We start from the raw sequence: 26,421 nt of genomic DNA, 5'->3' as shown, positions 1-26,421 counted from the left end.
ATGGCAAGAATCGCGATCATCGGCGGCGGCAGCATCGGCGAAGCGCTGCTGTCGGGGCTGCTGCGCGCCGGCCGGCAGGTCAAAGACCTGGTGGTGGCCGAGCGAGTGCCCGAGCGCGCCAAGTACCTGGCGGACACCTATTCGGTGCGTCTGGCGTCGGTGACGGAAGCGGTGGACAACGCGACCTTCGTCGTCGTCGCGGTGAAGCCGGCCGACGTCGAGACGGTGCTCGGGGAGCTGGCCCGGGCCGCCGGCGCGGCCGAGACCGACAGCGCCGAGCAGGTGTTCGTCACCGTCGCCGCGGGGATCACGATCACCTACTTCGAATCCAAGCTGCCGGCCGGGACGCCCGTGGTCCGGGCGATGCCGAACGCCGCGGCGGTGGTGGGCGCCGGGGTGACCGCGCTGGCCAAGGGCCGCTTCGTCACCGAACCGCAGCTCGAGGAGGTGTCGGCCCTGTTCGACTCCGTCGGCGGGGTGCTCACCGTTCCTGAATCGCAGATGGACGCCGTGACCGCGCTGTCCGGCTCCGGCCCGGCGTATTTCTTCCTGATGGTGGAGGCCCTGGTGGACGCGGGCGTCGCGGCGGGGCTGAGCCGGCAGGTCGCCACCGACCTGACCGCGCAGACGATGGCCGGCTCGGCGGCGATGCTGCTCGAGCGGATGGACTCCGAGCGCACCGTTGAGGGGGAGCCGCCGGGGATGCACGCGGACGCGTCGGCGGCGCAGCTGCGCGCGACCGTCACCTCGCCCGGCGGCACGACCGCCGCTGCGCTGCGCGAACTGGAGCGAGGGGGATTGCGGGTGGCCGTCGACGCGGCCGTCCAGGCCGCGAAAAGGCGCTCTGAGCAGCTAAGAATTACATCGGAATAATTTGAGATTTCCGGATTGATTGTCCCTCACCAGTACCATTAACCCCACTAGTCCCGCTATTCTCCTCTTTGTATGCACGTGTGGGTGCCAGCGGAGGGGAAGCCGCTGGCATTGCGCGAGCCTGACACGATTGGGTTGCGATGACGTCTACCAACGGGCCATCGGCGCGAGATTCCGCTGCTAAGGGGCGGGACTCCGGTTCCGGCGATGGCCAGCAGGCCAGGACACAGTTTCTTACCGTCGCCGAGGTGGCAGCGCTGATGCGGGTGTCCAAGATGACGGTGTACCGCCTGGTGCACAACGGCGAGCTGCCGGCGGTCCGGGTGGGCCGCTCCTTTCGGGTGCACGCCAAGGCCGTCCACGACATGCTGGAGACTTCGTACTTCGACGCGGGCTGACCGTCACCTGCCGCGGTTGCCGGTTTGGTGTTCCATGCTGAGGGCCGGGTAAAGTGTCCGGGTCAAGCAGGAGCAGGTCCCCGGTCAGATAGCGGAGTTCATGGGTTCAGTAATCAAGAAGCGGCGCAAGCGAATGTCGAAGAAGAAGCACCGCAAGCTGCTGCGTCGCACTCGGGTGCAGCGCAGAAAACTCGGCAAGTAACCACCCGCCGGCCCAGTCGACCGTCACGCCGCCTTAACGCCGTCGTCTCGCCAGCCCGTTAGGCTGTTTGAGTGGATCAGTCGAGCGGGGAAGGTGCCGGAACGAGCGGCACCGTGCACTACCCCAAAGTTGTGCTGGTTACCGGCGCGTGCCGGTTTCTGGGCGGCTACCTGACCGCGCGGCTCGCCCAGAACCCGTTGATCAAAGGGGTCATCGCGGTCGACGCGATCGCCCCCAGCAAGGACATGCTCCGCCGCATGGGGCGCGCCGAGTTCGTTCGCGCCGACATTCGTAATCCCTTCATTGCCAAGGTGATTCGCAACGGCGACGTCGACACGGTGGTGCACGCCGCTGCGGCGTCCTACGTGCCCCGGGCCGGCGGGACCGCGGCGCTGAAGGAAATCAACGTGATGGGCGCGATGCAACTCTTCGCGGCCTGCCAGAAGGCGCCATCGGTGCGGCGCGTGGTGCTGAAGTCGACCTCCGAGGTGTACGGGTCCACGGCGCACGATCCGGTGATGTTCACCGAGGACAGCAGCAGCCGCCGACCCTTCCGCGACGGATTCGCCAAGGACAGCCTCGACATCGAGGGTTACGTGCGCGGCCTGGGCCGGCGCCGCCCCGACATCGCGGTGACGATTCTGCGGCTGGCCAACATGATCGGGCCGGCGATGGACACGACGCTGTCGCGGTATCTGGCGGGTCCGCTGGTCCCGACGATGTTCGGCCGGGACGCGCGATTGCAGCTGCTGCACGAGCAGGACGCGCTGGGCGCGCTGGAGCGCGCCGCGATGGCGGGCAAGGCCGGCACGTTCAACATCGGCGCGGACGGCATCATCATGCTGTCGCAGGCGATTCGCCGGGCCGGCCGAATCCCGGTGCCGGTACCCGGTTTTGGGGTGTGGGCGCTGGATTCGCTGAGACGGGCTAATCGCTATACCGAAATCACTCGCGATCAATTCAATTACTTGAGTTACGGCCGCGTGATGGACACCACGAGAATGCGGACGGAGCTCGGCTTCCAGCCGAAATGGACGACGGCCGGGGCGTTCGACGACTACGTTCGCGGCCGTGGCTTGACTCCCATAATCGACCCTGATCGGGTACGCTCCCTGGAGGGTCGCGCCATAGCGTTAGCGCAGCGCTGGGGAAGCCGAAATGCAATTCCATGGGGTGGGGGCAGGTAGGTATCGTGGCGGGCGAAACCAGAGCGAACGTCATTCCACTGCATACAAATAGGGGTCGGGTAGCGGCTCGCCGGAGAGCCGATCAGCGGGCGGACTCGTCCCGTCAACATCCCTCGATGCTCACCGATCCGCGGGGTCGGGCCTCTGCCGAACAAATCGCCGCGGTCGTCCGCGAAATCGACGAACATCGGCGCGCGGCGGGTGCGACGTCGACGGCCGAGGCGCCACTCAACGATCTTGCGCAAAAGGTCGCCGCCGTCGCCGGCTTCCTGCGGCAGCGTTTCACCGGCGACTACACCGTCGACGAATTCGGGTTCGATCCCCACTTCAACAGTGCGATCGTTCGGCCTTTGCTGAGGTTCTTCTTCCGGTCCTGGTTCCGGGTCGAAGTCAGCGGCATCGAGAACCTGCCCGGCGAGGGCGCCGCGCTCGTGGTGGCCAACCACGCCGGGGTGTTGCCGTTCGACGGGCTGATGCTCTCGGTGGCGGTGCACGACGAACATCCGGCGCAGCGGGACCTGCGGCTGCTGGCCGCCGACATGGTGTTCGACCTGCCCGTGGTCGGCGAAGCCGCCCGCAAGGCGGGCCACACCATGGCCTGCACGACGGACGCGCACCGCCTGCTGGCCGCGGGAGAGCTCACCGCCGTCTTTCCCGAGGGCTACAAGGGGCTGGGCAAGCGCTTCGAGGACCGCTACCGGCTGCAGCGGTTCGGCCGCGGCGGCTTCGTGACGGCGGCGCTGCGCACCAAGGCCCCGATCATCCCGTGCTCGATCGTCGGGTCCGAAGAGATCTACCCCATGCTCACCGACGTCAAGCTGCTGGCGCGGCTGTTCGGGCTGCCCTATTTCCCGATCACCCCGTTGTTTCCGTTGGCTGGGCCCGCGGGGCTGGTGCCGCTGCCGTCGAAGTGGCGCATCGCGTTCGGCGAACCGATCTACACGAACGACTACGCCGCCTCCGACGCCGAAGACCCGATGGTCACCTTCGAGCTGACCGACCAGGTGCGCGAGACCATCCAGCAGACGCTGTACCGGCTGCTGGCCGGCCGGCGCAACATTTTCTTCGGTTAGCGCCCAACGCCGAGGCGCTGGGCGGTTCGCCGCTTACTTGACGAGCGTGAACTGGCAGACGTCCGTGTACTGATCGCGGAACAGGTCCGAGCAGCCCCGCAGGTAGTGCATGTAGATGTCGTAGGTCTCCTGCCCCTTCAGGGCGATGGCCTCATCCTTGTGCGCCTCGAGGGCATCGGCCCAGGTGGTCAGCGTCGGCACGTAGTTCTTGCCGATCCGGTGGTAGCGCTCGACCTTCCAGCCCGCGTTGGAGGAGTAATGGTCGATCTGCTGGATCTGCGGCAGCCGGCCACCCGGGAAGATCTCGGTCAGGATGAACTTGATGAAGCGCAGGAGGCTCATCGGCGACGTCAGGCCGAGCTCCTTGGCCTCCTCGGCGCTGGGCACGATGATCGTGTGCAGCAGCATCCGGCCGTCGTCGGGCGTCAGGCTGTAGAACTTCTTGAAAAACGTGTCGTAGCGCTCGAATCCGGCGTCGCCGGCGCCGTCGGCGAAGTGCTCGAACGCGCCCAGCGACACGATGCGGTCCACCGGCTCGTCGAATTCCTCCCAGCCCTGGATGCGCACCTCCTTGCGGCGCGGGCTGTCCATCTCCTCGAACTTCGCCTTGTCGTGGGCGTACTGGTTTTCGCTGAGCGTCAACCCGATCACGTTGACGTCGTACTCGGCGACCGCGTGGCGCATCGTCGCGCCCCAGCCGCAGCCGATGTCGAGCAGCGTCATGCCTGGCTCGAGGTTGAGCTTGTCCAGCGCGAGCTTGCGCTTGGCGTACTGTGCCTCTTCCAGCGTCATGTTGGGACGCTCTTCGAAGTAGGCGCAGCTGTAGGTCATCGACGGGTCAAGCCAAAGCTTGAAGAACTCGTTGGATTTGTCGTAGTGGGATCGGACTGCTTCGATCGGCGGCTTCAGCTGCGTGCCACCCGATTCATCCTGTGACATGGGAATCGACCCTACTTTCCGGCTGATATGGATGCGACGGCGGCGACGGTTTCTTCAGCGCCAGCGTCCTGGTGTGCGGCCTCCCCCAGCATCGTAACGACGCTAGTGACCACCGGTTTACCCTCTGCGTCTGTGACTTCGCTGCGGATCTCAACGATTACGGCCCCGTGGGATTCGATCACCGAGTCCAAGTAGGTGTCGAAGTACAGCCTATCGTCCGCAAGGATCGGGCGGTGAAACTCAAATTTCTGGTCGCGGTGCATGACTCGGGCGAGGTTGATCGGAATGTTGAACTTGGTGAAGATCTCCAATTGCACGCGCCGTCCCGCGATCGCCAGGAAGGTCGGCGGCGCCACCAGCGCCGGGTATCCGGCCGCCTCGGCCTCGGACTCGTCGTAGTGCGTCGGGTGCTCGTTCTTGATCGCCCGGGCGAACTCCCGGATTTTCTCGCGCCCGACCAGGAAGTAGTCCGGTGCGCGGTAGTGGCTGCCGATGAGCCCTTGGGCCGATTCTGGGACTGTCATGCCGCCTTGCTCCCCGCTCGATTACGTCTAGCGGCGCAGCCTATCAGCGCGATTGACGCCGGGAAGCCACTGCCGCCAGTGCGCCGCCGGCCGCGCCCAGGGCCAGCGCTGACGGCACCCCGATCCGGGCCGCCTTACGAGCGGTCCGGAAGTCGCGGATCTCCCAGCCCCTTTCGCGGGCCAGGGCCCGCAGGCGGGCATCGGGGTTGATCGCCACCGCGGTGCCCACCAGCGACAACATCGGCACATCGTTGTAGCTGTCCGAATACGCGGTGCAGCGCTTGAGGTTCAGGCCCTCGCGGATCGCGAGCGAGCGCACGGCGTGGGCCTTGCCGGGGCCGTGCAGGATCTCGCCGACCAGCCGGCCGGTGAAGACGCCGTCGACCGATTCGGCGACGGTTCCCAGCGCGCCGGTCAGGCCGAGCCGGCGGGCGATGGTCGCCGCGAGCTCGTACGGCGTGGCGGTGATCAGCCACACCTGCTGGCCCGCGTCGAGGTGCATCTGGGTGAGCTCGCGGGTGCCGGGCCAGATCTTGTCGGCGATGATCTCGTCGTAGATCTCCTCGCCCAAAGCGACCAGCTGCTCGACGGAGCGGCCCTCGATGAAGGCGAGGGCCTTGCGCCGCCCGGCGGCGACGTCGTTGCTGTTCTCCTTGCCCAACCACTGAAACTTGGCCTGCGCGTAGATGAATCCGAGCACATCGCGGTAGGTGAAGTAGTTGCGCGCGGCCAGCCCGCGGCCGAAATGGACGGCCGAGGACCCCTGGACCAGGGTGTTGTCCACGTCGAAGAACGCGGCCGCGGTCAGGTCGATGGGCGGCTGGGGGCGACCCTCGTCGGTGGCGCTCGCGGCCTGCAGGTCCTCGAGCGCGCGTTCGGCGCTCGCATTGTCGACCAGCGCATCCAGGTCGGCGCGGCCGGTGTGCTCGCCGCCCGACTCAGAGGAAGCCATCGTCCAACCTCCTAGATCGCTGTGCCACCCGGTGGCCCAGCGGGTGCCCGGTATTCAACCCTATCCGGCTGGTGGCGTGGGCGCCTTGACGTGTGTCAGGGGCCCGAGGGCTGTCGGGGCAGCTTGTCCATTGCCGACCCTATGGTCACCAGAGCGGAAGCTGAGAGGTAATGCTTTCCGGCAGCCCCTGCAGCAGTTCTGCCGTCAGCTCGTCGAACGACAGGGCGCCGGGTCGCACGCCAGCGGGGCCATTAGCTCAAGACCACATGCCCAGATTCGTCGACATGGCGCCGGTGTAGTTGCGGTGCGCCGTCGCGCCGGCGGTCCGCAACTGCGCCAACGCTTCGCGCATCATCGCCTCACCGCGGGCCCAACGCCGATGCGCCTCGGCATGTGCCGCCGCGCCTTCGCCCGTCCAGGAGGCGTGCAAACGCGTTACGCGAGAATCGATTTCGGTCAACATCTCTTCGGCCCGGCGCTGAAACTCGGACATCCGCTGCACCGCATCGGCCAACGCTTCCGGGTCGACACGAAACGCCTCAGCCACGGTAAACCCCGCGCATCGTCTCCGCTGCCGCCGACTCGTTGTCGCCATAAAGCCCGCCGGCCTGGGCCACCAGCTGCGCCAGTATCGACAAGCCCGCCTGCACCTCACGGGCCCCCCGATGCCACAGCTGCCACGCCGACCCGTAGGCGTCCCCCGACGCGCCGCGCCAGCCGCCCAGCATCTGGCCAACCTGATCGTCGAGGTCCGCGAGCTCGGCCATGAGATGCTCGGCGGCGCCGCCCAGCGAGACCGCGAAGTCCTGCATCACCGCCGGATCGACGTGCAGTGTCCCATCAGCCCCCATACCCGCAAGCTAGTGAACCCGGGGCGGTCCCACAATTCACCGGAGATGCCCCGCCGCTGCCACACTGGAGCCCATGACAAGCAGGCGGCGAGTCGAGCTGCTGACCCGAGACGGCTGCACCCTCTGCGAGCGGGTGCGCGCACGGCTGGAGGGACTGGTCGGTGAGCTGGATTTCGAGCTGACCACCACCGACGTCGACGCCGCGGCGGCGTCGGGCGACCCCGGATTGCGGGCCGAGTTCGGCGACCGTCTGCCGGTGGTGCTGCTGGATGGGCTCGAGCACAGCTACTGGGAAGTGGACGAGCCGCGCCTGCGGGCCGATCTGGCCCGGTAGCCGGTCGGCATTCATTTGGTAGCCCAGCTGATTAACGTTTACCGTGGACACCAGTTCAGTTACTGGAGAAGCAAGGGAGCTGGCCAGGTGATGCTGCCGTGAGCGTCCTGCTCTTCGGGGTTTCGCACCGCAGTGCGCCGGTCTCCGTCCTGGAACAACTCAGCATCGACGAAGCCGATCAGGTCAAGATCGTCGATCGGGTGTTGCAGTCGCCGCTGGTGACCGAGGCGATGGTGCTCTCGACATGCAACCGGGTCGAGGTGTACGCCGTCGTCGATGCCTTCCACGGCGGGTTGGCGGTGGTCGGCCAGGTGCTGTCGGAACACTCCGGCATGTCGATGGGTGACCTGACCAAGTACGCCTACGTGCGCTACAGCGAGGCCGCCGTCGAACACCTCTTTGCCGTGGCCAGCGGCCTGGATTCGGCGGTGATCGGCGAGCAGCAGGTGCTGGGACAGGTGCGCCGCGCCTATGCCGCCGCCGAGACCAATCGCACCGTGGGCCGGGTGCTGCACGAGCTGGCCCAGCGGGCCCTGTCGGTGGGCAAGCGGGTGCATTCCGAAACCGCCATCGACTCCGCCGGCGCGTCGGTGGTGTCGGTCGCCCTGGCCATGGCCGAACGGCGGCTCGGCGGGCTGGCGGGCAAGACGGCCGTGGTGATCGGGGCGGGGGCGATGGGCGCGCTGTCGTCCGCACACCTCACCCGGGCCGGCATCGACCGCGTTCTGGTGCTCAACCGGTCCCTGACCCGCGGGCAGCGGCTGGCCCGCAAGATCCGCGAGTCCGGCGTGCACGCCGAGGCGCTGACCCTCGACCGGCTCGCCGACGCGCTGGCGGACGCCGACGTCCTGGTCAGCTGCACGGGCGCGGTCAGCCCCGTGGTGTCGCTGGCCGACGTGCACCACGCCCTGGCCACCGCGCGCCGGGACGAGGCCAACCATCCTCTGGTGATCTGCGACCTGGGCATGCCGCGCGACGTCGACCCAGCTGTGGCCGGGCTGCCCGGCGTCTGGGTCGTCGACGTGGAGCGCGTCCAACACGAGCCGTCGGCGCATGCCGCGGCCTCCGACGTCGACGCCGCCCGCCACATCGTGGCCGCCGAGGTCGCCACCTACCTGGCCGGCCAGCGGATGGCCGAGGTCACCCCGACGGTGACGGCGCTGCGCCAGCGCGCCGCCGACGTCGTCGAAGCCGAGCTGCTGCGCCTCGACAACCGGCTGCCGGGCCTGGAGAGCGCCCATCGCGAGGAGGTGGCCCGCACCGTGCGGCGGGTGGTGGACAAGCTGCTGCACGCGCCGACGGTGCGGATCAAGCAGCTGGCCAGCGCCCCGGGCGGCGACAGCTACGCCGAGGCCCTGCGCGAACTCTTCGAACTCGACCAGACCGCTGTGGACGCCGTCGCCGCCGGCGAATTGCCCGTGATGCCAGGCGGTTTCGACGCCGGCATGCCAAAACAGTCTGGCGAGTAGCCGATTGGCGCACGTGATCCGGATAGGCACCCGGGGCAGCCTGTTGGCCACCACCCAGGCCGGCGTCGTCAGGGACGCCTTGATCGCCAACGGCCACCCCGCCGAGCTGGTGACCATCGCGACGGCGGGCGACCGGTCGTCGGCGCCCATCGAGAGCCTGGGTGTGGGCGTCTTCACCACCGCGTTGCGCGAAGCCATCGTCGACGGGCGCGTCGACGCCGCGGTGCACTCGCACAAGGATTTGCCGACCGCCGACGACCCGAGGTTCACCATCGCGGCGATACCGCCTCGCAACGACCCCCGCGACGCGCTCGTGGCCCGGGACGGTCTGGTGCTGGGGGAGTTGCCGGCAGGTTCGCTGGTGGGCACGTCGTCGCCGCGCAGGGCCGCACAGCTTAGAGCATTGGGTCTCGGTTTGGAAATCCGCCCCCTACGAGGCAACCTTGATACCAGGTTGAACAGGGTAAGCAGTGGTGATCTTGACGCGATCGTGGTCGCCCGGGCCGGTCTGGCCCGGCTGGGCCGCCTCGGCGATGTCACCGAGACGCTAGAGCCGGTGCAGATGTTGCCAGCACCGGCTCAAGGCGCGCTCGCCGTCGAATGCCGCGCCGGCGACGAGTTGGCGGCGGTGCTGGCGGAGTTGGACGACGCCGACACGCGCGCGGCGGTCACCGCGGAGCGAGCCTTGCTGGCCGAACTGGAGGCCGGTTGCTCCGCACCGGTGGGCGCGATCGCCGAAGTGGTCGAGTCCATCGATGACGACGGCCGGGTCTTCGAAGAGCTGTCGTTGCGTGGCTGTGTGGCGGCGCTGGACGGGTCGGATGTGATCCGGGCGTCCGGAGTCGGCACTCCCGGTCGGGCGCGAGAGCTAGGGCTTTCGGTCGCCGCGGAGCTGTTCGAGCTGGGCGCGCGAGAGCTGATTGGGGGGGCGCGGCAAGACCCCGCGCGAGGAAACTGAAGAGAGTCACTTGGGAGCGACAATGACGACGCGAGGGCGTAAGCCGAGACCGGGCCACATCACGTTCGTGGGCTCCGGCCCCGGCGACCCGGGATTGTTGACGACACGGGCCGCCTCGGTGCTGGCCAACGCCGCCCTGGTGTTCACCGACCCCGACGTGCCCGAGCCCGTGCTCGCGCTGATCGGCAAGGACCTGCCACCGGTCTCCGGCCCGGCGCCGGCGGGTCCGGAGGTCGCGACCGCCGAAGGCGCCGCCGACGGGGACGCCAACCAGACGGCGCCCGCGGTGATCTCGGCCGGCCCCGATGTCCGTCCCGCCCTGGGCGAGCCCGCGGAGGTGGCCAAGACGCTGGTCGCCGAGGCCCGTTCCGGCGTCGACGTGGTGCGGCTGGTGGCCGGCGACCCACTGACGCTTGACGCCGTCATCACCGAGGTGAACGCCGTCGCGCGCAGCCACCTGCACGTCGAGATCGTGCCCGGCCTGGCCGCCACCAGCGCCGTGCCCACCTACGCCGGCCTGCCGCTGGGCTCGTCGCACACGGTCGCCGACGTGCGCGACCCGCATGTCGACTGGGACGCTTTGGCGGCGGCTCCCGGCCCGCTGATCCTGCAGGCCACCGCGTCGCACCTGGCCGACGCGGCCCGCGCCTTGATCGAGCACGAACTGGCCGAGGCCACCCCCTGCGTGGTGACCGCGCAGGGCACCACCTGCCAGCAGCGTTCGGTCGAGACCACGTTGAGCGGCCTGACCGACCCGGCCGTCGTGGGCAGCACCGACCCGGCCGGGCCGATGACCGGCCCGCTCGTGGTGACCATCGGCAAGACGGTGGCCAGCCGCGCGAAGCTGAACTGGTGGGAAAGCCGCGCGCTGTACGGCTGGACGGTGCTGGTGCCCCGCACCAAGGACCAGGCCGGCGAGATGAGCGAGCGGCTGACCTCCTACGGCGCGCTGCCGATCGAGGTGCCGACCATCGCCGTCGAGCCGCCCCGCAGCCCGGCCCAGATGGAGCGGGCCGTCAAGGGCCTGGTCGACGGCCGCTTCCAGTGGGTGGTGTTCACCTCCACGAACGCGGTGCGCGCGGTGTGGGAGAAGTTCGGCGAGTTCGGGTTGGACGCCCGCGCATTCTCCGGCGTGAAGATCGCCTGCGTCGGCGAGTCCACGGCCGACCGGGTCCGCGCCTTTGGGATCAGCCCCGAACTGGTGCCGGCCGGCGAGCAGTCCTCGCTCGGTCTGCTCGACGACTTCCCGCCCTACGACAGCATTTTCGACCCGGTGAACCGCGTCCTGCTGCCGCGGGCCGACATCGCTACCGAGACGTTGGCCGAGGGGTTGCGCGAGCGCGGCTGGGAGATCGAGGACGTGACCGCGTATCGGACGGTGCGCGCCGCGCCGCCGCCGGCGGCCACCCGCGAAATGATCAAGACGGGCGGCTTCGACGCGGTCTGCTTCACGTCCAGCTCGACGGTGCGCAACCTGGTCGGCATCGCCGGCAAGCCGCACGCCCGGACGATCATCGCCTGCATCGGGCCCAAGACGGCCGAGACCGCCGCCGAGTTCGGCCTGCGGGTCGACGTCCAGCCCGAAACCGCCGCCGTCGGCCCCCTGGTCGACGCCCTGGCCGAACACGCCGCGCGGTTGCGGGCCGAGGGCGCGTTGCCGCCGCCGCGTAAGAAGAGCCGCAGGCGCTAGTGAGCTACCCGCGGCAGCGCCCGCGCCGGCTCCGCTCGACCCCCGCGTTGCGTCGCCTGGTGGCGCAAACGTCCTTGGAGCCAAGGCATTTGGTGCTGCCCATGTTCGTCGCCGACGGAATCGGCGAACCGCGGCCCATCGCGTCGATGCCGAACGTGGTCCAGCACGACCGGGATTCGCTGCGGGCGGCCGCGCAAGAGGCCGTCGCCGCCGGCGTGGGCGGGCTGATGCTGTTCGGCGTGCCGCGCGAGCAGGACAAGGACCCGACGGGCTCGGCCGGCACCGATCCCGACGGCATCCTCAACGTCGCGCTGCGCGACCTGGCCAAGGATCTCGGCGACGCCACGGTGCTGATGGCCGACACCTGCCTGGACGAGTTCACCGATCACGGGCACTGCGGCGTCCTGGACGCCCGGGGCCGGGTGGACAACGACGCCACCCTGGCCCGCTACGTCAAACTGGCTGTGGCACAAGCGGAATCGGGCGCGCACGTGGTGGGGCCGAGCGGAATGATGGACGGCCAGGTGGCCGCCATCCGCGACGGCCTGGACGCCGCGGGCTACGCCGACGTGGTGATCCTGGCCTACGCGGCGAAGTTCGCCTCGGCGTTCTACGGCCCCTTCCGCGAGGCGGTGAGCTCCAGCCTGTCCGGGGACCGGCGCACCTACCAGCAGGAGTCGGGCAACTTCCGCGAGGCGCTGCGCGAGATCCGGCTGGACCTCGACGAGGGCGCCGACATCCTGATGGTCAAGCCCGCGATGGGCTACCTGGATGTGGTGTCCGCGGCGGCCTCGATCTCGCCGGTGCCGGTGGCCGCCTACCAGGTCTCGGGGGAGTACGCGATGATCTGCGCTGCGGCCGCCAACGGCTGGATCGACGAGCGGGCCGCCGCGCTGGAGTCGTTGACGAGCATCCGGCGCGCCGGAGCCGATATCGTGCTCACCTATTGGGCCGCGGACGCGGCGGGGTGGCTTTCGTGAGACGGGGCGCGCTTTGACATCGGAGACCACGGCGAACGGCGCCGAACCACCGCCGCTGTTCTACGAGCCGGGTGCGAGCTGGTGGTGGGTGGCGTTGGGCCCGGCGTCGGCCGGCGCGATGGTGCTGATCGAAATCTGGAGCGGCGCCAAGGTGTCGCTGGTCGTCCCGGCGATCTTCCTGGTGCTGGTGTCGGCGTTCGTGGGGTTGCAGGTGAAGGCGGCGCGGATCCACGTCTCCGTCGAGCTCACCGAGGACGCCTTGCGCCAGGGCACCGAAACCATCCTGGTGCGCGAGATCGTCAAGGTTTATCCGTCGCCGGAGCACCACGAGGCGTCCGGCAAGGAGCTGGCGAGGTGGCAGTCCGCCCGGGCGCTCGGCGAATTGGTGGGTGTGCCGCGCGGCCGGATCGGGATCGGCCTCAAGCTGACCAACGATCGCACCGCCCAGGCCTGGGCGCGCCGCCATCGTCACCTGCGTGCGGCGCTGACGCCGCTGGTTCAGGAGCGGGTGGAGCCCGCCGGATCCGACCTCGCCGACGACGACTTCGAAGACGGGTCGCCGTCGTGATCGGCCGCGTCCGGGCCCTGGTCGCGCTCGCCCTGGCCTGCGCGGCGCTGGCGGGTGCGGGGGTCACCTGGGTACACGCGCGCCACACGGTGCGCGTCGCGCCCATCGCCGACGGGCAGCCGTTCACCACGTCGCTGGTCTACAACCCCCAGCTGCTATTGCTGGCCCTGGTGCTGGTGACGACCGCGGGAGTGCTGGCGGTGCTGGGCATCGCGCGGCTGCGGCGGCTAGGGGCACGGGGACCGTCTGCTGCGCGTGCCCACGACGGCCGACCGCGGCAGCCGACCGGCCCGCGAATGGCCGGCGAGTGAATCGCCGTCGACGACGACGTCGAAAGCCAGATTGAGCCGCATCGGCTTGGCCACCGACTGCCGCCAGGTCACTCGGTCCCCATCTGTCGAAATGTCCTGCAGCGCAACGGTGTCGCCCTTGTAGGTAGCCGTCCCGACGGTGCCATCGACGGCCTGGCCGAAGGTGTAGGACACCGCCAGAGAGCCGATCGGCGTCTTGATGGTGACGTCCCAATCACCGAACACGCTCATTCACACCTCCACCGGTTCGCGCCCGGCCGGAGTCCACACCGTGCCGCGGCGCTCGTACTCGAACATGTCCTCGACCGCCCGCGCGATCCGCGGCCCGTAGGAGCGCTCCAAGAGATACAGCGCCAGGTCCAGGCCGGAGGTGACTCCGCCGGCGCTGATCAGGTCGCCGTCGTCGACGACCCGCGCCCGCACCGGGTGCGCCCCCGCCGCTTCGAGAAGGTCCATGCCGAGGTGATGGGTGACCGCGTGGCGGCCCTCGATCAGCCCGCTCATCGCCAACACGAGCGAGCCGCCGCAGACGGTCGCCACCGTGACCGCGGGATTGTCGAACGCCTCGCGCATCAGGGGTGTCAGTGCGGTGTCGGCCGCCCGGGCCAGCAGCACCGGGATCGTGGCGACCCCGTCGTCCGGGTCGCCCGCTATCGGCCCGTTCGCTCCCGGAACCACGACGTATCCCGGCTTGCCGGGATCCAGCGGGCGGCCCGCCGTGAGCGCCAGGTGACGGGTGCCGCTGACGACCGGACGCGCGCCCTCGGCCGAAACGAGCTCGACGACGAGGTCACCGCCAACCGCGTCGCCGCCGGCGGCAAGCACCTCGAACGGGGCGATGACGTCGAGCGGGTCGAACCCGTCGAACATCACGATCTGCGCATACACCCGTACGAGATTCGCCGACGTGGGCGCCGCAGGCCAGTGGCCAAACAGCCATGTTTCGCCGGTATATTGCCAACATGCACCGTGTGGTGGTCGTGGCGCTGCCGGACACCGTCGCCTTCGACCTGGCCACTCCCGTCGAGGTTTTCGGCCGAGCCCGCCTACCCGACGGCTCGCCCGGATACGACGTTCGCGTGTGCGGCGCCGAGCCCGTGGTGACCGCGGGCCCCATGCGCATCGCGACCGAGCTGGGCATCGACGCCCTCGCCGAGGCGGATACCGTCGTGGTGCCCGGCCGCAACGACGTCACGACGCCGGTCCCAAACGACGTCACCGCCGCACTGAAAGCCGCGTACGCCAAGGGGATTCGGATCGCTTCCATCTGCAGCGGGGCCTTCACACTCGCGGCGGCCGGGCTGCTCGACGGCAAGCGGGCGACCACGCACTGGCTGGCCGCGGAGCAGTTTCGGGTCGCGTTTCCCGCCGTCACGCTCGATGCCGACGTGCTCTACGTCGACGAGGGGCGGGTGCTCACGTCCGCGGGTGCGTCGGCGGGCCTGGACCTCTGCCTGCACATGGTCGCCCGCGACTACGGGGCCGCGGTTGCGGCCGAGGCGGCGAGGCTGGCGGTGGCGCCGCTGCATCGCAGCGGCGGGCAGGCGCAGTTCATCGTGCGCAACCGCCGGCCCGGCAACACTGAACTCGGCCCGCTGCTGACATGGATTGAGGAGCACGCGTGCGAGGAGCTGAGTCTCGTCGACGTCGCAGCCAAAGCGTCCAGCAGCGTCCGCACCCTCAACCGTCGATTTCAGGCCGAAACCGGTCAAACTCCCATGCAGTGGGTCACCGGCGTGCGGATCCGGCACGCGCAGGAACTGTTGGAGCGAACGCCCGACAGCATCGAACTCATCGCCCGCCAGGTCGGCTTCCGGTCAGCGTCCAGCTTTAGGGAACAGTTCAGGCGGGTCGCCGGGGTGTCGCCACAGGGTTATCGGAACACGTTCCGGGGACGGGCCCGGAAAAACTAAGCCGTCTTCTTGATGAGCGGCAGCACGAGCTGACGGCGGCTGACGATGGCCTCGGCGAGGTTGCGCAGCGCCTCGTGCGGCGAACGCGCGATCGGGAACTCGCCCTGGTCGCCCAGCAGTCCGGTGATCGCGGGGCTCGCGACCAACGTCCACTCCACCCCGGCGGCGCGGCAGTCCTCGTCGAACCGGTGCACCAGCGAGATCCCGGACCCGGCAAAATGCCTCACGTCGGTCAGGTCGAGCACCACCGGGTTGCTCCCGAGGGTGAATCGCCAAAGGTACTCGCTGACCCGGTCGACGTTGCCGGCATCGACGTCGCCGCGGATGGTTACCACGGTCGCCAGGTGACGGCAGTGCGCGCGAATCTGGGCGCCGCCGCAATCGAACGTGCCGTAACCGTGCCGAGTCGCGACATTCGTGATCGTCATGAGCGCCCCATTCGCCGAGTCCTGTTCTCTAAAGGTGCCCGCCAAATCTAAGGAGACCGAAAGCCGCTCCTAACTCTTTGCTAAGAAGCCACTTTCGGGGGTTCTGGCCTGGGCCAAAGCGACGACGCCGGCTTGCGCGCGGCAACGCGGGGCACCCACCGACGCCCGGTGCCACGCCACGGCCCATCACGCGATCGGCGCGCTCGCGCTGTTACGCTTCGTTGGCTGCCGGTTGTCGGTCGGGGGGCTTGTCATCGCCCGGTCAGTCGGTACCCAAAGGGATACGAAACAGCGAGAGTCCAGGCGGAGAGAGCAACGTGCGCGGCGCAGAATTCAGGGGTGAGATCAAAGCCCTGACCGGACTGCGCATCGTCGCCGCGGTGTGGGTGGTGCTGTTTCACTTCCGGCCGATGCTGGGCGACGCGTCGCCCGACCTGCGCGACGCCCTCGCGCCCGTGCTCAACTGCGGCGCCCAGGGCGTCGACCTCTTCTTCATCCTCAGCGGGTTCGTGCTGACCTGGAACTACCTCGACCGCATGGGCCGGTCGTGGTCGACGCGCGCCACCCTGCACTTCCTGTGGCTGCGGCTGGCCCGGGTGTGGCCGGTGTATCTGGTCACGCTGCACCTGGCCGCGTTGTGGGTGATCTTCACCCTGCACGTCGGGCACGTGCCGTCGCCCGACGCCGGCCAGCTCACCGCGATCAGCTACGTGCGCCAGATCCTGCTCGTCCAGCTGTGGTTCCAGCCGTTCTTCGACGACTCCAGCTGGGACGGGCCGGCGTGGTCGATCAGCGCGGAATGGCTGGCCTACTTGCTCTTCGGCGTGCTCGTCCTGCTGATTCTGCGGATGAAGCAGGCGACCAGGGCGCGGAGCCTCATGGTGCTGGCGTTCGCCGCCTCGTTGCCGCCGGTGGTGATGCTGCTGGCCAGTGGCCACTTCTACACACCGTGGAGCTGGCTGCCGCGAATCGTGACCCAGTTCGTCGCCGGCGCGCTGGCCTGCGCCGCCGTGCGCAGGTTGCGGCTGACCGATCGCGGTCGCCGCGTGGCGGGATACGTGTCCCTGCTCCTCCTGGCGGCCATGGTGGGCGTCCTGTACTGGTTCAACGCGCACCCGATCGGCGGGGTTGTGGAGAACGACAGCGGAGGCGTGGTCGACATGCTGTTCGTTCCGCTGGTCATCGCGCTGGCGATCGGCGTGGGCGGCCTGCCGAGGATGCTGTCCACCCGGGTCATGGTGTACGGCGGGCAGATCTCGTTCTGCCTGTACATGGCGCACGAGCTGGTGCACACCGCCTGGGGATGGGCGGTCGAGCAGTTCGAGCTCACGCCGCAGGACAACCCGTGGAAGTGGAACGTCGTCGGGCTGTTCGCGATCGCCGTCGGCATGTCAATCCTGCTGTATCACTTCGTCGAAGAGCCGGCCCGGCGCTGGATGCGCAGGATGGTCGACGTCCGGCCCGCGAGCGCGAAACCCGACCCGGTCAGCGCCAAGGTTCGCCCGATCGAGGATGCGCGGGAAGCGATTTCGGCCCGCGCGGTGTGAGATTTACCTCGGCGCGCGAATCGGTCGAGCCCGGAATCCGTCGATACCATGGCGATAGCGCACAGCCGCCATTGCGCGGATTGACGCCCGGTTCGCGCCAATTCCTCGTACGATTCCGTTGATTTGGATGCGGCGCACGACGACGCAACTTTCGGGGGGGAGGTAGCGGTGAGTCGCCTGGTCACGCTCATGCTCGGCCTCGCCCTGGTGGCGGGCGTCGTCCTCGCGGACCCGGCACGGGTTCGCGGCTACCAAACCATGACCCTGGATTCGCGGCTGAACCATGTGGCCGTGGTCGGCGACTCCTACACCACCGGAACCGACGAGGGCGGCCTGGGCCCGAAATCGTGGACCGCCCTGGCCTGGCACACGCTGGCCCAGCGCGGCGTGCGCGTCGTGCCGGACGTGTCGGCCGAGGGCCGGGCCGGCTATGGCGTGCCGGGCGACCACGGCAGCATCTTCGAGGACCTGACCGGCAGGGCGGTCAAGCCCGAGGATGCGCTGGTGGTGTTCTTCGGGTCGCGCAACGACCAGGGCTTCCATCCCGAGGACCCCGAGCTGCTGGCCGCCAAGGTGCGCGACACCTTCGCTCTGGCGCGGCTTCGGTCGCCGTCCGCCCGGCTGCTGGTGATCGGGCCGCCGTGGCCGACCGCCGACGTGCCCGATTCCGTCCTGGAGATCCGCGACGTCCTCAACGGCGCGGCGCGGGCCGCGGGGGCGACGTTCGTCGATCCGATCGGCGATCGCTGGTTCGTCGACAGGCCCGACCTGATCGGCCCGGACGGTGTGCACCCCAACGACGCGGGGCATCAGTATCTGGCGGACAAGATCGCGCCGCTGATCGGCATGCAGCTGTCTCGATGACAAGCCAAAGCCTCAGGCGCACAAGACTTTAGGCTAGTCTTCCGCGTGGCGCTCGTAGTCCCATTGCTCCAGGCGCGTTTGCAACTGCATCAGGCCGACGCCCGCGACGGGCGCGACGGCCGCAATGCAGATCAGCAGCAGCGGAGTCATCTTGAAAACCTCCAAACACCTTTCACTGATATGACGTTCGTCTGCGGCGAGAAGTTCATTACGCGTCACCCATCCGCCAGGGCGCGGTCCGCCAGCGCACCGATCACCGGCGTCAGCAGTTGCGCGTATTCGGTCGTGATGTGGTTGTCATCCCGGAAAACCAGGGTGTTGCCGACGATCACCGGGCAGCGGTCGGCGGCGCAGAACAGGTCGGTCAGGTCGGCGTACTGCCCGCCGGCGACGGTGGCCGCCGCCCGTTCGGCGCCGATGCCGTCTTCGTCGAGCGCGACGGATCGGGCCGGCGCGCACGCGGTGGCGTCGTCGAGGTGACCCGACAGGCAGGCGGGCACCGGGCCGTGCGGATCCGGGGCGGGCCCGAGGACCAGCACGGCGGCGCCGGTGCTCCGCAACTGTTCCACGGTGCGGCCCAGGGTGTCGATCCAGGCGGGATCGTATGAGGTGAAACCGAAATCGGCCCCGTAGCGCCGGCTCATGTCCAGCACGACCAGGCGGGGGTGCTCGGCCTTCAGCCGGTCCATGACCTGGCCGCGCCACTGGACGCATTCGGTGTATTCGCGGCCCAGATACGGGCTGGTGATGCGGAGCTCCTGCAGCGGGCAGGTCACCTTGGCCAGCGCCTCGAGCCGCCAGTGCCGCTGCTGGGCGATCCGCTCGAAGGCCGGTTCCCACATCGCGGCGTGCGAGTCGCCGATCAGGGCCACCGTCGTCGGTGACGCGAGATCGCCCGTCGCGCACTCGCTTTGACCGACGTCGCGCCACGAGCGCACGCACCCGTTGACGAAGACGGCGGCCTTGTCGGCGGGTGCCTTGGCGAGCGGCGGGTCGAGGTTGGACGGGACGGCCCGCAGCGCCGCGGACGCGGCGACGGCCTCGCGCACCTGGGCGAGGGCCTGGCGCACCGCCGCTTCGGTTTGGCTGACGGCGGGGACGTTCGGCGCGGGCACCGCGACGATGTTGGCCTTCGGGGCCGCCACCCCGTGGCCCGCCGGCACCGGCGTCAACGCCAGCAACAGCACGCACGCGCAGGCCGCCGCCGCGCTGGCCGCGCCGGCCACCGCGAGGCTGGCCGTCACCGATTGGCGCAGGGAGGCGGCGAACCGGCCGGGGTCCTCGACCAGGTGCAGCGTGATCACGGCGAGGCCGGCGGAGACGGCGGTCGCGGTCAGCCGGGCCGGCAGCCCCGCGGGCTCGCCCAGCAGCGCCGGCATGAGCAACAGCACCGGCCAGTGCCACAGGTACCACGAGTAGGACACCCGCCCGATGGCGCGCATCGCCGGCTTGCACAGCACGCGGCCGGCCCCGAGGCCGCCCGTCGCGCTGCCCGCGCCGATCACCAGCGCGGTGCCCAGCACGGGCAGCAGCGCCGCGGTGCCGGGGTAGGGGGTGCCGGCACCCAGCTGGGTGCAGGTGAGCACGATCAGCCCCAGACCGCCCCACCCGGCGATGGCCGCGGGCAGCAGCGGCAGCTTGCGCCACTGCGGGACCGACAGGGCCACCAGGCCGCCGGCCGCCAGCTCCCAGGCGCGGGTGGGCAGCGAGAAGAACGCGAAGGCCGGCGACGTCCGGGTCCACACCACGCCCGCCGCCAGCGACGCCGCGCCCACCACCGCGAGCACCACCGCGTACGGCGCGGCCCGGCCGTCGCCCCTTCTAACGCGCCGGACCAGCCACGCGGTGCCGATGATCAGCGCCGGCCACACCAGATAGAACTGCTCCTCGACGCCGAGTGACCAGTAGTGCTGGAACGGCGAGGGGACGTCGGAGGACAGGTAGTCGGTGCCGCGCAGGGCGAACCGGTAGTTGCCGACATACAGGGCGCTGGCGATGCCGTCGAGGAAAACGCTGCGCGCCTGCAGGGGTGGCAGCACCGCGGCCGCCGCCGCGGCGGTGACGACGCCGACGGTGGCCGCGGCGGGCAGCAGGCGCCGGGCGCGCGCGCCGTAGAAGCGGCCCAGCCGGACGGTGTCGCTGCTGGTGACCTCGCGCCACAGCAGGCCCGTGATGAGGAAGCCGGAGATGACGAAGAAGACGTCGACGCCGATGTAGCCGCCGGAGACGCCCGGGATGCCCGCGTGGTAGAGGACCACGGCGATGACCGCGACCGCGCGCAAGCCCTCGATGTCGGGCCGGAATCCCTTCGGGGAGGTACGCCGCTCCACTCGACGTGGGCCGCTGGCGACTGCTTCCTGCCGGACTGTCATCTGCGTGGCCTAGGTCGCCATCCAGGTCAGCTCGCCCGGCAATTGCGTTCGCCAGTAGCCCATGTCATGTCCGCCGAGGGAGAAACTGCCCGCCGGCTTGGTCTTCAGCTGGGCGACGAATTGCCTTGTGGCGAAATAGAAACGGTCGAACGTCCCGCAGTCCACGCGCAGCGGAATCGAATTCAGCGCCGGCACACCCACGACGCTGTTCTGCACCCAGTCGTCGTAGCTGTCGAATGCCCCCTCCTCGCTGCCGGTGAAGGAGGCGTACAGCGCCGGGCTGATCGCGCAGATCCCGGCCGTGCGCGCCGGGCCCAGCTTGGCGCCCAGGTGCAGCGCCCCGTAGCCGCCCATCGACCACCCCATGAAAGCCACCCGGGAGGTGTCGAAACCCATCGACGACAGCATGGGCAGCAACTCCTCGAGCACCATCGCGCCGGGATCCTCGCCCGAGGCCCTGCGGTGCCAGTAGCTGTTGGCGCCACCGTCGACACCCACCACCGCGAACGCCGGCTTGCCTTCCTTGACCAACTGCGCCAGCGCCTTTTCGACACCGCAGTCGAGCATCATGTTGGCGTCGCCGTCCTTGCCGTGCAGCGCGATGACCGGACGCAGGGCGCCCGCTTCGGCCTTCTGCCCGGGAGGCAGGGCGATCACCCAGTTGGTCTTGACGCCGCCGCGGGCCGCCGAGACGAAGGAACCGGTCAGTCGGTTCGGCAGGTTACTGCTGGCGGCCGACGGCTCGAACGGGGCGGGAGCCGCCTGCGGCTTGATCGGATCCAGCAGGCCGCCGAGGGCGAACACGCCGGCGGCCCCCAGGCTGGCACCGGCGCCCATCCGGAGCACCGCCCGGCGTGTCAGGTCAGGCATGATCGCAATGATGCCGCGCCGAGCCGGCATTACCGGCCGAGCCACGCCGTATTGGAAGCATTGCGTGATCTGGCGTGATCAATTGGTCACGAAGAGGAGATCTTTGATGGACCGTACGGCTTGTCTTAAGGCGCCGTTCACCCGACGCGCCCCGACACGTTTCGCCGCGGCGCTGGCGGCACTCGCCCTCGTCGCCGCGTGCGGGCATCCGCCCGCGAGCCCGGCCGCGGAGCCGGCGACCGCCACGCCGATCCGCCACCTGGTGGTGATCTTCGAAGAGAACGTCTCCTTCGACCACTACTTCGGAACATATCCCCGCGCCGCGGGCGTCGACGGCCAACCGTTCACCGCCCGGCCCGGCACCCCCGCGGTGGACGGCCTGACCCCAGAGTTGTTGACGCACAATCCCAATTCGGTGCAGCCGATGCGCCTCGGCGGGCCGGGCCAGCAGGTGACCTGTGATCAGGACCACGAATACCAAGCCGAACAATTGGCCTTCAACGGCGGCGCGATGGATCGGTTCGTCGAGCACACCGAGGGCGAGCCCTGCCCGGCGCCGTCGTTCAACACCCCCGGCCTGGTGATGGGCTACTACGACGGCAACACGGTGACCGCGCTGTGGAACTACGCGCAGCACTACTCGATGAGCGACAACTTCTACAACACCACGTTCGGCCCGTCGTCGCCCGGTCACATCAACTTGATCTCGGGCCAAACACACGGAGTGGCAAAGAAATTCATGCCCGGCGGCCAACCGTTCCCGCCGCACATGGTGATCGACGACACCGGCCACGGGCGGGGCACCCTGATCGACGATTCGCAGCCCCTCGGTGACGACTGCTCCTCTCGCGACCAGGTGCAGTTAGGCGCCGACAACAAGAACGTCGGCGACCTGCTCAACGCGAAGGGCGTCACGTGGGGCTGGTTCCAGGGCGGCTTTCGGCCCACCACCCGCAGGCCCGACGGCACCGCGGAGTGCGGCGCCACCCACAACGTCGGCGAAACCCTCGGCGGGACCGGCAAAACCGGGGCGCTGCCGTTCGGCACCAAACCCGACTACGTCCCGCACCACGCGGCGTTTCAGTACTACCCGTCCACCGCCAACCCGCATCACCTGCCACCGAGCGCGACCGACCAGATCGGGCGCGGCGACCAGGCCAACCATCAGTACGACCTGTCCGACTTCTGGGCCGCCGCCGACGGCGGCCGCCTGCCGGCGGTGAGCTTCCTCAAGCCGCCCGCGTACCAAAACGGGCACGCCGGTTACTCCGACCCGCTCGACGAACAGCGGTTCCTCGTCGAGACGATCAACCACCTGCAGCGGCTCCCGCAGTGGCGGGACATGGCGATCGTCGTCGCCTACGACGACTCCGACGGCTGGTACGATCACAAACCCTCGCCCATTGTGAACACCTCCGCCACGCCCGAGGACGCGCTGAACGGTCCGGGCCGGTGTGGTGATCCCGCCGCCGCCCCCGCGGCGTACCAAGGCCGCTGCGGGTACGGCCCGCGGCTGCCGCTGCTGGTGATATCTCCTTACGCCAGAACGAATTTCGTCGACCACACCCTGACCGACCAGACGTCGATCCTGCGGCTCATCGAGGACAACTGGGGCACCGGGCGCATCGGCGACCACTCGTTCGACGAGCGCGCCGGCGCGCTCACCGCGATGCTGGATTTCACCGGACCCACCCAACCGGCGCTGGTCCTCGACCCCCGTACCGGCAACCCGCAATAGCGTCGGACCGGGATCCAATCTCGGAGGTTTCAACCCTCGCGCGTCCCCCCGATCTCGCGCACGATCGGGCGTTGGACTTAGAGGGAGGCTGAATGAGCCTGGCATTTCATTGGTTCCTGCCGACGTACGGGGATTCGCGAAACCTGGTCGCCGGCGGGCACGGCACCACGATGGACGGTGACCGGCCCGCGACGTTGCGGTATCTGCACCAGATCTGCGCGGCCGCCGAGGACAACGGCTTCGAGGCCGTGCTCACGCCGACCGGATTGTGGTGCGAGGACGCGTGGTTGACGACGGCGATGCTGATCGAGGGCACCGAGACGCTGAAGTTCCTGGTCGCGTTCCGGCCCGGGCTGATCAGCCCCACCCTGGCGGCGCAGATGGCCGGGACGTTCCAGCGGCATTCCGGCGGCCGGTTGCTGCTCAACGTCGTCACCGGCGGCGAACAGCACGAGCAGCGCGCCTACGGGGATTTCCTGTACAAGGGCTCGCGATACGCCCGCACCGCGGAGTTTTTGCACGTGATGCGCCGACTGTGGGCTTCGCGGGAACCGGTGACCTTCGCCGGGGACCAGATTCGCATCGAGGGCGCGCAGCTGACCAACCCACCCGACCCGATCCCGACGGTGTTCTTCGGCGGGTCGTCGGACGCTGCCGGGCCGGTCGCGGCCAGCTACTCGGACGTCTACCTCACCTGGGGTGAGCCACCGGCGGCCGTCGCGAAAAAGCTCGACTGGATCCGCGGGCTGGCCGTCGACAGAGGGCGGATCCTGCAGTACGGCTTGCGGATTCACGTGATCAGCCGCGACACCTCCGAGCAGGCCTGGGCCGAGGCCGACCGGCTGCTCGCGGCCGTCGACCCCGCCGACGTCGAGCGGGTGCAGGCCAGCCTGGCGCGCAGCGAGTCCGAGGGCCAGCGTCGCATGCTGGAGCTACACGGCGGCAACAGCGACCGGCTCGTGGTCGGCCCCAACCTGTGGGCCGGGGTGGGCCTGGTGCGCGGCGGCGCGGGCACCGCGCTGGTCGGCTCGCACGCCGAGGTCGCCGAGCGGCTGGTCGAGTACTCGCGCCTGGGTATCAGCCACTTCATCCTGTCGGGCTATCCCAACCTGGAAGAGGCGTATTGGTTCGGTGAAGGTGTCCTGCCGCTACTCGAGCGAAAAGGCTTGTGGCAGCACCCCAACCGCCAGTCGCAGCCGGCACCGTCGACCCCGTTCGCGATCGCGTCCGCGCAGTAGCCCATGGCAACCACGCTGCCCGCCGCGGCCGTCGCCGGGCCGCAAGAACACGAGGAATCCGACGTCGAACGCCGTCGGCGGCTGCGCATCGTGGTCGCCGCGAGCCTGCTGGGCACCACCGTGGAGTGGTACGACTTCTTCCTGTACGCCACCGCCGCGGGCCTGGTGTTCAGCAAGGTGTTCTTTCCCAACGAAACCTCCTTGGTGGGAACGCTTCTGGCGTTCGCGACGTTTGCCGTCGGGTTCGTCATGCGGCCGATCGGTGGCCTGGTGTTCGGGCACATCGGGGACCGGATCGGTCGCAAGCGCAGCCTGGCGCTGACGATGCTGATCATGGGTGTCGCCACGGCGCTGATCGGGGTTCTGCCGACCGCCGCCCAGATCGGGGCCTGGGCGCCGGTGCTGCTGCTGACGCTGCGCATCCTGCAGGGATTCGCGCTCGGCGGGGAGTGGGCCGGCGCGGTGCTGCTCGCCGTCGAGCACAGCCCAGCGGAACGCCGTGGGCGCTTCGGCGCGATTCCGCAGGTCGGCCTGGCGCTCGGATTGGCCTTGGGCACGGGCATTTTCGCGTTTCTGCAGGTCGCGCTGGGCCCGGCGCGGTTCCTGGTGTACGGCTGGCGGATCGGGTTTCTGCTGAGCCTGGTGCTGGTGGCGATCGGCATCGTGGTCCGGCTGCGGGTCGAGGAGACGCCGGCGTTTCGCGAGCTGGCCGACCTCGAGGCCACGTCCACCGTGCCGATCCGCGAGGTCGTCCGCGAGCCCCGTTCCCGGCGCAACACCGTGCTGGGGCTGCTGTCGCGGTGGGCCGAGGGGTCGGCCTTCAACACCTGGGGCGTCTTCGCGATCAGCTACGCCACCGGCGCGTTGGGGTTCAACAAGGTGTCGGTTCTGGCGGTGGTGACCGTCGCCGCGCTGTTGATGGCGGCGCTGCTGCCGGTGTCCGGAATCCTGACCGACCGGTTCGGGCCGCGGCTGGTGTATCTGGTCGGCGTGGCGTGCTACGGGCTGCTGGCGTTCCCCGCCTTCGTGTTGTTCGGCACCAAGAACCTGCTCCTGTTCGGCCTCGCGATGGTCGTCGTGTTCGGTGTCGTGCACGCGCTGTTCTACGGCGCGCAGGGCACGCTGTACTCGGCGCTGTACCCCACCGCCACCCGCTACACGGGTTTGTCGTTCGTCTACCAGTTCTCGGGCGTCTACGCCTCCGGCGTCACCCCGATGATCCTGACCGCGCTGATCGCCGCCGGCGGGGGCAAGCCGTGGCTGGGATGCGGGTATTTGGTGGCGACCGCGGTCATCAGCGTGATCGCCACGGCCAAGATCCGCGATCAAGACCTGCATTTTTGAGCCGACTTCGCGGGTAGAGGGCCGCTTTCCTCGTTAGGCTGAGGCAATGACTGACGCGAACGTCGCCGGTTTCGAGCCGTTGTACGGCGAGGCGGAACATACCGACGGGCGGATCCCCTGGGACATCGGCGGCCCGCAACCCGCGGTGCAGCAGTTGGTGGCCTACGGCGGGATTCGCGGCGAGGTGCTCGACCCGGGGACCGGCCCCGGTTACCACGCGATTCACTATGCGGCGCAAGGGTATTCCGCGACCGGGGTCGACGATTCCCCTTCTGCCATCGAGCTCGCCAAACGAAACGCCGAGCGGGCCGGGGTGCACGTCGATTTCCAGGTGGCCGATGCCACCAGGTTGGAGGGGTTCGAGGGCCGCTTCGACACCGTGGTGGACAGCGCCTTCTATCACGTGTTCTTGAACGACGGGGCCACCCAGATGCGGTATGCGGAGGCGCTGCACCGCGCTACCAGGCCGGGGGCCCGGCTGTACATGTTCGAGTTCAGCCCGCACAACGTCAACGGCCTGCAATGGACGGCCGTGCCGGCCGATAACCTCGAGCGGGTGCTCGGTGACAGCGGGTGGCGCATCGACTACCTGGGCGTCACGACTTATCAGGCCCGCCTGCTCCCCGAGACCTTCGAAACCATGAAGAAACTCGCGTCCGAGCAGCAGGGTGAGATCCTGCGGCGCATGCGGCCCCTGGTGCACCGGATGAGCGTGATCGACCCGCTGCTGGAAGACCATCGGGTGCACCTTCCCGTGTGGTCCGTGGTGGCTACCCGCCTGGACTGACCGCGATCGAC

At 69.2% G+C, this 26,421-nt stretch carries 29 protein-coding genes; 19 read left to right on the top strand and 10 right to left on the bottom strand.

From position 1 onward, the window contains the following. From proC to AC5Y2S_RS11395, 5 genes are all read left to right on the top strand, one after another. Nucleotides 1-873, top strand: a complete 873-nt coding sequence (proC, locus tag AC5Y2S_RS11415) for a pyrroline-5-carboxylate reductase (RefSeq protein WP_499956258.1) — start codon at nucleotides 1-3, stop codon at nucleotides 871-873. A 140-nt stretch (nucleotides 874-1,013) separates the two neighbouring features. Next, nucleotides 1,014-1,271, top strand: coding sequence for a cell division/environmental response transcriptional regulator (locus AC5Y2S_RS11410; RefSeq protein WP_066917724.1), 258 nt, complete (start codon nucleotides 1,014-1,016; stop codon nucleotides 1,269-1,271). 100 nt (nucleotides 1,272-1,371) lie between these two features. Continuing rightward, nucleotides 1,372-1,473 (top strand): 30S ribosomal protein bS22, encoded by a 102-nt coding sequence (locus AC5Y2S_RS11405; protein ID WP_003402602.1) that lies wholly within the window; start codon nucleotides 1,372-1,374, stop codon nucleotides 1,471-1,473. A 71-nt stretch (nucleotides 1,474-1,544) separates the two neighbouring features. After that, nucleotides 1,545-2,660 (top strand): SDR family oxidoreductase, encoded by a 1,116-nt coding sequence (locus AC5Y2S_RS11400; RefSeq protein ID WP_499956257.1) that lies wholly within the window; start codon nucleotides 1,545-1,547, stop codon nucleotides 2,658-2,660. After that, complete coding sequence (locus AC5Y2S_RS11395) at nucleotides 2,642-3,733, top strand: lysophospholipid acyltransferase family protein (RefSeq protein WP_499956256.1); 1,092 nt, start codon at nucleotides 2,642-2,644, stop codon at nucleotides 3,731-3,733. The genes AC5Y2S_RS11400 and AC5Y2S_RS11395 overlap by 19 nt, the downstream gene beginning before the upstream one ends. 33 nt (nucleotides 3,734-3,766) lie before the next feature. Here AC5Y2S_RS11395 and cmaA2 read toward each other — a convergent pair whose 3' ends face one another. The 5 genes from cmaA2 to AC5Y2S_RS11370 all read right to left on the bottom strand — a co-directional run bounded on the left by cmaA2 (nucleotide 3,767) and on the right by AC5Y2S_RS11370 (nucleotide 6,999). Then, entirely contained in the window at nucleotides 3,767-4,672 is a 906-nt protein-coding gene (gene cmaA2 / locus AC5Y2S_RS11390) for a cyclopropane mycolic acid synthase CmaA2 (protein ID WP_499956255.1), read from the bottom strand. A gap of 11 nt (nucleotides 4,673-4,683) precedes the next feature. After that, a complete protein-coding gene (locus AC5Y2S_RS11385) occupies nucleotides 4,684-5,196 on the bottom strand; it encodes an FAS1-like dehydratase domain-containing protein (protein ID WP_499956254.1) in 513 nt (170 codons plus the stop codon). 43 nt (nucleotides 5,197-5,239) lie between these two features. After that, a complete protein-coding gene (locus tag AC5Y2S_RS11380) occupies nucleotides 5,240-6,148 on the bottom strand; it encodes an HAD family hydrolase (protein WP_499956253.1) in 909 nt (302 codons plus the stop codon). 256 nt (nucleotides 6,149-6,404) lie between these two features. Beyond that, nucleotides 6,405-6,695, bottom strand: coding sequence for a WXG100 family type VII secretion target (locus AC5Y2S_RS11375; protein WP_499956252.1), 291 nt, complete (start codon nucleotides 6,693-6,695; stop codon nucleotides 6,405-6,407). Beyond that, complete coding sequence (locus AC5Y2S_RS11370; RefSeq protein WP_499956251.1) at nucleotides 6,688-6,999, bottom strand: WXG100 family type VII secretion target; 312 nt, start codon at nucleotides 6,997-6,999, stop codon at nucleotides 6,688-6,690. Before AC5Y2S_RS11370 ends, AC5Y2S_RS11375 begins: the two co-directional genes overlap by 8 nt. Before the next feature lie 73 nt (nucleotides 7,000-7,072). On the opposite strand from AC5Y2S_RS11370, the gene AC5Y2S_RS11365 reads away from it, so the two are divergent. The 7 genes from AC5Y2S_RS11365 (at nucleotide 7,073) to AC5Y2S_RS11335 (ending at nucleotide 13,309) form a co-directional block, all read left to right on the top strand. Next, nucleotides 7,073-7,333, top strand: coding sequence for a glutaredoxin family protein (locus AC5Y2S_RS11365; protein WP_499956250.1), 261 nt, complete (start codon nucleotides 7,073-7,075; stop codon nucleotides 7,331-7,333). Nucleotides 7,334-7,431: 98 nt separating this feature from the next. After that, nucleotides 7,432-8,802: a glutamyl-tRNA reductase gene (locus tag AC5Y2S_RS11360; RefSeq protein WP_499956249.1), complete on the top strand. Its 1,371-nt coding sequence runs from the start codon at nucleotides 7,432-7,434 to the stop codon at nucleotides 8,800-8,802. A 13-nt stretch (nucleotides 8,803-8,815) separates the two neighbouring features. Continuing rightward, nucleotides 8,816-9,760 carry a hydroxymethylbilane synthase gene (hemC, locus tag AC5Y2S_RS11355; protein WP_499956530.1) on the top strand — a complete coding sequence of 315 codons (945 nt, stop codon included), beginning with the start codon at nucleotides 8,816-8,818 and terminating at the stop codon, nucleotides 9,758-9,760. A gap of 22 nt (nucleotides 9,761-9,782) precedes the next feature. Then, complete coding sequence (locus tag AC5Y2S_RS11350) at nucleotides 9,783-11,450, top strand: bifunctional uroporphyrinogen-III C-methyltransferase/uroporphyrinogen-III synthase (protein WP_499956248.1); 1,668 nt, start codon at nucleotides 9,783-9,785, stop codon at nucleotides 11,448-11,450. Beyond that, on the top strand, nucleotides 11,450-12,430 hold the full coding sequence (gene hemB / locus AC5Y2S_RS11345) for a porphobilinogen synthase (RefSeq protein ID WP_499956247.1): 981 nt from the start codon (nucleotides 11,450-11,452) through the stop codon (nucleotides 12,428-12,430). Before AC5Y2S_RS11350 ends, hemB begins: the two co-directional genes overlap by 1 nt. Nucleotides 12,431-12,443: 13 nt before the next feature. Continuing rightward, on the top strand, nucleotides 12,444-12,998 hold the full coding sequence (gene mce1N, locus AC5Y2S_RS11340; RefSeq protein WP_499956246.1) for a transport-regulating membrane protein Mce1N: 555 nt from the start codon (nucleotides 12,444-12,446) through the stop codon (nucleotides 12,996-12,998). Further along, entirely contained in the window at nucleotides 12,995-13,309 is a 315-nt protein-coding gene (locus AC5Y2S_RS11335; RefSeq protein ID WP_499956245.1) for a hypothetical protein, read from the top strand. Before mce1N ends, AC5Y2S_RS11335 begins: the two co-directional genes overlap by 4 nt. Here the strand turns inward: AC5Y2S_RS11335 and AC5Y2S_RS11330 are convergent. Next, nucleotides 13,226-13,540 (bottom strand): hypothetical protein, encoded by a 315-nt coding sequence (locus AC5Y2S_RS11330; protein ID WP_499956244.1) that lies wholly within the window; start codon nucleotides 13,538-13,540, stop codon nucleotides 13,226-13,228. The genes AC5Y2S_RS11335 and AC5Y2S_RS11330 overlap by 84 nt on opposite strands. Continuing rightward, entirely contained in the window at nucleotides 13,541-14,197 is a 657-nt protein-coding gene (locus tag AC5Y2S_RS11325; protein WP_499956243.1) for a DJ-1/PfpI family protein, read from the bottom strand. A 74-nt stretch (nucleotides 14,198-14,271) separates the two neighbouring features. Between AC5Y2S_RS11325 and AC5Y2S_RS11320 the strand changes: the two genes are divergently transcribed. Beyond that, on the top strand, nucleotides 14,272-15,222 hold the full coding sequence (locus AC5Y2S_RS11320; protein ID WP_499956242.1) for a GlxA family transcriptional regulator: 951 nt from the start codon (nucleotides 14,272-14,274) through the stop codon (nucleotides 15,220-15,222). On the opposite strand, the gene AC5Y2S_RS11315 is transcribed toward AC5Y2S_RS11320, so the two are convergent. Next, nucleotides 15,219-15,650, bottom strand: coding sequence for an STAS domain-containing protein (locus AC5Y2S_RS11315; protein WP_499956241.1), 432 nt, complete (start codon nucleotides 15,648-15,650; stop codon nucleotides 15,219-15,221). The genes AC5Y2S_RS11320 and AC5Y2S_RS11315 overlap by 4 nt on opposite strands. A gap of 317 nt (nucleotides 15,651-15,967) precedes the next feature. Between AC5Y2S_RS11315 and AC5Y2S_RS11310 the strand changes: the two genes are divergently transcribed. Together AC5Y2S_RS11310 and AC5Y2S_RS11305 are read left to right on the top strand one after the other, a co-directional pair. Then, nucleotides 15,968-17,197, top strand: coding sequence for an acyltransferase family protein (locus AC5Y2S_RS11310; protein ID WP_499956240.1), 1,230 nt, complete (start codon nucleotides 15,968-15,970; stop codon nucleotides 17,195-17,197). 168 nt (nucleotides 17,198-17,365) lie between these two features. Then, nucleotides 17,366-18,061: an Rv0518 family GDSL lipase gene (locus AC5Y2S_RS11305; protein WP_499956239.1), complete on the top strand. Its 696-nt coding sequence runs from the start codon at nucleotides 17,366-17,368 to the stop codon at nucleotides 18,059-18,061. Nucleotides 18,062-18,276: 215 nt separating this feature from the next. On the opposite strand, the gene AC5Y2S_RS11300 is transcribed toward AC5Y2S_RS11305, so the two are convergent. Both AC5Y2S_RS11300 and AC5Y2S_RS11295 read right to left on the bottom strand, forming a co-directional pair. Continuing rightward, entirely contained in the window at nucleotides 18,277-20,391 is a 2,115-nt protein-coding gene (locus AC5Y2S_RS11300; RefSeq protein ID WP_499956529.1) for an acyltransferase family protein, read from the bottom strand. A 51-nt stretch (nucleotides 20,392-20,442) separates the two neighbouring features. Continuing rightward, nucleotides 20,443-21,303, bottom strand: a complete 861-nt coding sequence (locus tag AC5Y2S_RS11295; protein ID WP_499956238.1) for an alpha/beta hydrolase — start codon at nucleotides 21,301-21,303, stop codon at nucleotides 20,443-20,445. A gap of 106 nt (nucleotides 21,304-21,409) precedes the next feature. On the opposite strand from AC5Y2S_RS11295, the gene AC5Y2S_RS11290 reads away from it, so the two are divergent. The 4 genes from AC5Y2S_RS11290 to AC5Y2S_RS11275 all read left to right on the top strand — a co-directional run bounded on the left by AC5Y2S_RS11290 (nucleotide 21,410) and on the right by AC5Y2S_RS11275 (nucleotide 26,410). Next, a complete protein-coding gene (locus AC5Y2S_RS11290) occupies nucleotides 21,410-23,041 on the top strand; it encodes a phospholipase C (RefSeq protein ID WP_499956237.1) in 1,632 nt (543 codons plus the stop codon). A gap of 92 nt (nucleotides 23,042-23,133) precedes the next feature. Then, the gene (locus AC5Y2S_RS11285) at nucleotides 23,134-24,279 is read left to right on the top strand and encodes an LLM class flavin-dependent oxidoreductase (RefSeq protein ID WP_499956236.1); all 1,146 of its coding nucleotides are present in this window, start codon (nucleotides 23,134-23,136) and stop codon (nucleotides 24,277-24,279) included. Nucleotides 24,280-24,282: 3 nt separating this feature from the next. Beyond that, nucleotides 24,283-25,623 carry an MFS transporter gene (locus tag AC5Y2S_RS11280; RefSeq protein ID WP_499956235.1) on the top strand — a complete coding sequence of 447 codons (1,341 nt, stop codon included), beginning with the start codon at nucleotides 24,283-24,285 and terminating at the stop codon, nucleotides 25,621-25,623. A gap of 46 nt (nucleotides 25,624-25,669) precedes the next feature. After that, a complete protein-coding gene (locus AC5Y2S_RS11275) occupies nucleotides 25,670-26,410 on the top strand; it encodes a class I SAM-dependent methyltransferase (RefSeq protein WP_499956234.1) in 741 nt (246 codons plus the stop codon). The last annotated feature ends 11 nt before the right edge of the window (nucleotides 26,411-26,421 follow it).

This window comes from Mycobacterium sp. NGS69 (assembly GCF_059812165.1).
This window is presented reverse-complemented; position numbering and strand designations above follow the sequence as displayed.

Bases quoted from the DNA above. Each gene is read 5' to 3' on its own strand.
- AC5Y2S_RS11380 (WP_499956253.1), bottom strand. From the start codon at position 6,148: ATGGCTTCCTCTGAGTCGGGCGGCGAGCACACCGGCCGCGCCGACCTG.
- AC5Y2S_RS11330 (WP_499956244.1), bottom strand. From the start codon at position 13,540: ATGAGCGTGTTCGGTGATTGGGACGTCACCATCAAGACGCCGATCGGC.
- AC5Y2S_RS11315 (WP_499956241.1), bottom strand. From the start codon at position 15,650: ATGACGATCACGAATGTCGCGACTCGGCACGGTTACGGCACGTTCGAT.
- AC5Y2S_RS11385 (WP_499956254.1), bottom strand. From the start codon at position 5,196: ATGACAGTCCCAGAATCGGCCCAAGGGCTCATCGGCAGCCACTACCGC.
- AC5Y2S_RS11405 (WP_003402602.1), top strand. From the start codon at position 1,372: ATGGGTTCAGTAATCAAGAAGCGGCGCAAGCGAATGTCGAAGAAGAAG.
- AC5Y2S_RS11365 (WP_499956250.1), top strand. From the start codon at position 7,073: ATGACAAGCAGGCGGCGAGTCGAGCTGCTGACCCGAGACGGCTGCACC.
- AC5Y2S_RS11410 (WP_066917724.1), top strand. From the start codon at position 1,014: ATGACGTCTACCAACGGGCCATCGGCGCGAGATTCCGCTGCTAAGGGG.
- AC5Y2S_RS11275 (WP_499956234.1), top strand. From the start codon at position 25,670: ATGACTGACGCGAACGTCGCCGGTTTCGAGCCGTTGTACGGCGAGGCG.
- AC5Y2S_RS11320 (WP_499956242.1), top strand. From the start codon at position 14,272: ATGCACCGTGTGGTGGTCGTGGCGCTGCCGGACACCGTCGCCTTCGAC.
- AC5Y2S_RS11295 (WP_499956238.1), bottom strand. From the start codon at position 21,303: ATGCCTGACCTGACACGCCGGGCGGTGCTCCGGATGGGCGCCGGTGCC.
- proC (WP_499956258.1), top strand. From the start codon at position 1: ATGGCAAGAATCGCGATCATCGGCGGCGGCAGCATCGGCGAAGCGCTG.
- AC5Y2S_RS11285 (WP_499956236.1), top strand. From the start codon at position 23,134: ATGAGCCTGGCATTTCATTGGTTCCTGCCGACGTACGGGGATTCGCGA.
- AC5Y2S_RS11370 (WP_499956251.1), bottom strand. From the start codon at position 6,999: ATGGGGGCTGATGGGACACTGCACGTCGATCCGGCGGTGATGCAGGAC.
- AC5Y2S_RS11395 (WP_499956256.1), top strand. From the start codon at position 2,642: ATGGGGTGGGGGCAGGTAGGTATCGTGGCGGGCGAAACCAGAGCGAAC.
- cmaA2 (WP_499956255.1), bottom strand. From the start codon at position 4,672: ATGTCACAGGATGAATCGGGTGGCACGCAGCTGAAGCCGCCGATCGAA.
- AC5Y2S_RS11350 (WP_499956248.1), top strand. From the start codon at position 9,783: ATGACGACGCGAGGGCGTAAGCCGAGACCGGGCCACATCACGTTCGTG.
- AC5Y2S_RS11290 (WP_499956237.1), top strand. From the start codon at position 21,410: ATGGACCGTACGGCTTGTCTTAAGGCGCCGTTCACCCGACGCGCCCCG.
- AC5Y2S_RS11280 (WP_499956235.1), top strand. From the start codon at position 24,283: ATGGCAACCACGCTGCCCGCCGCGGCCGTCGCCGGGCCGCAAGAACAC.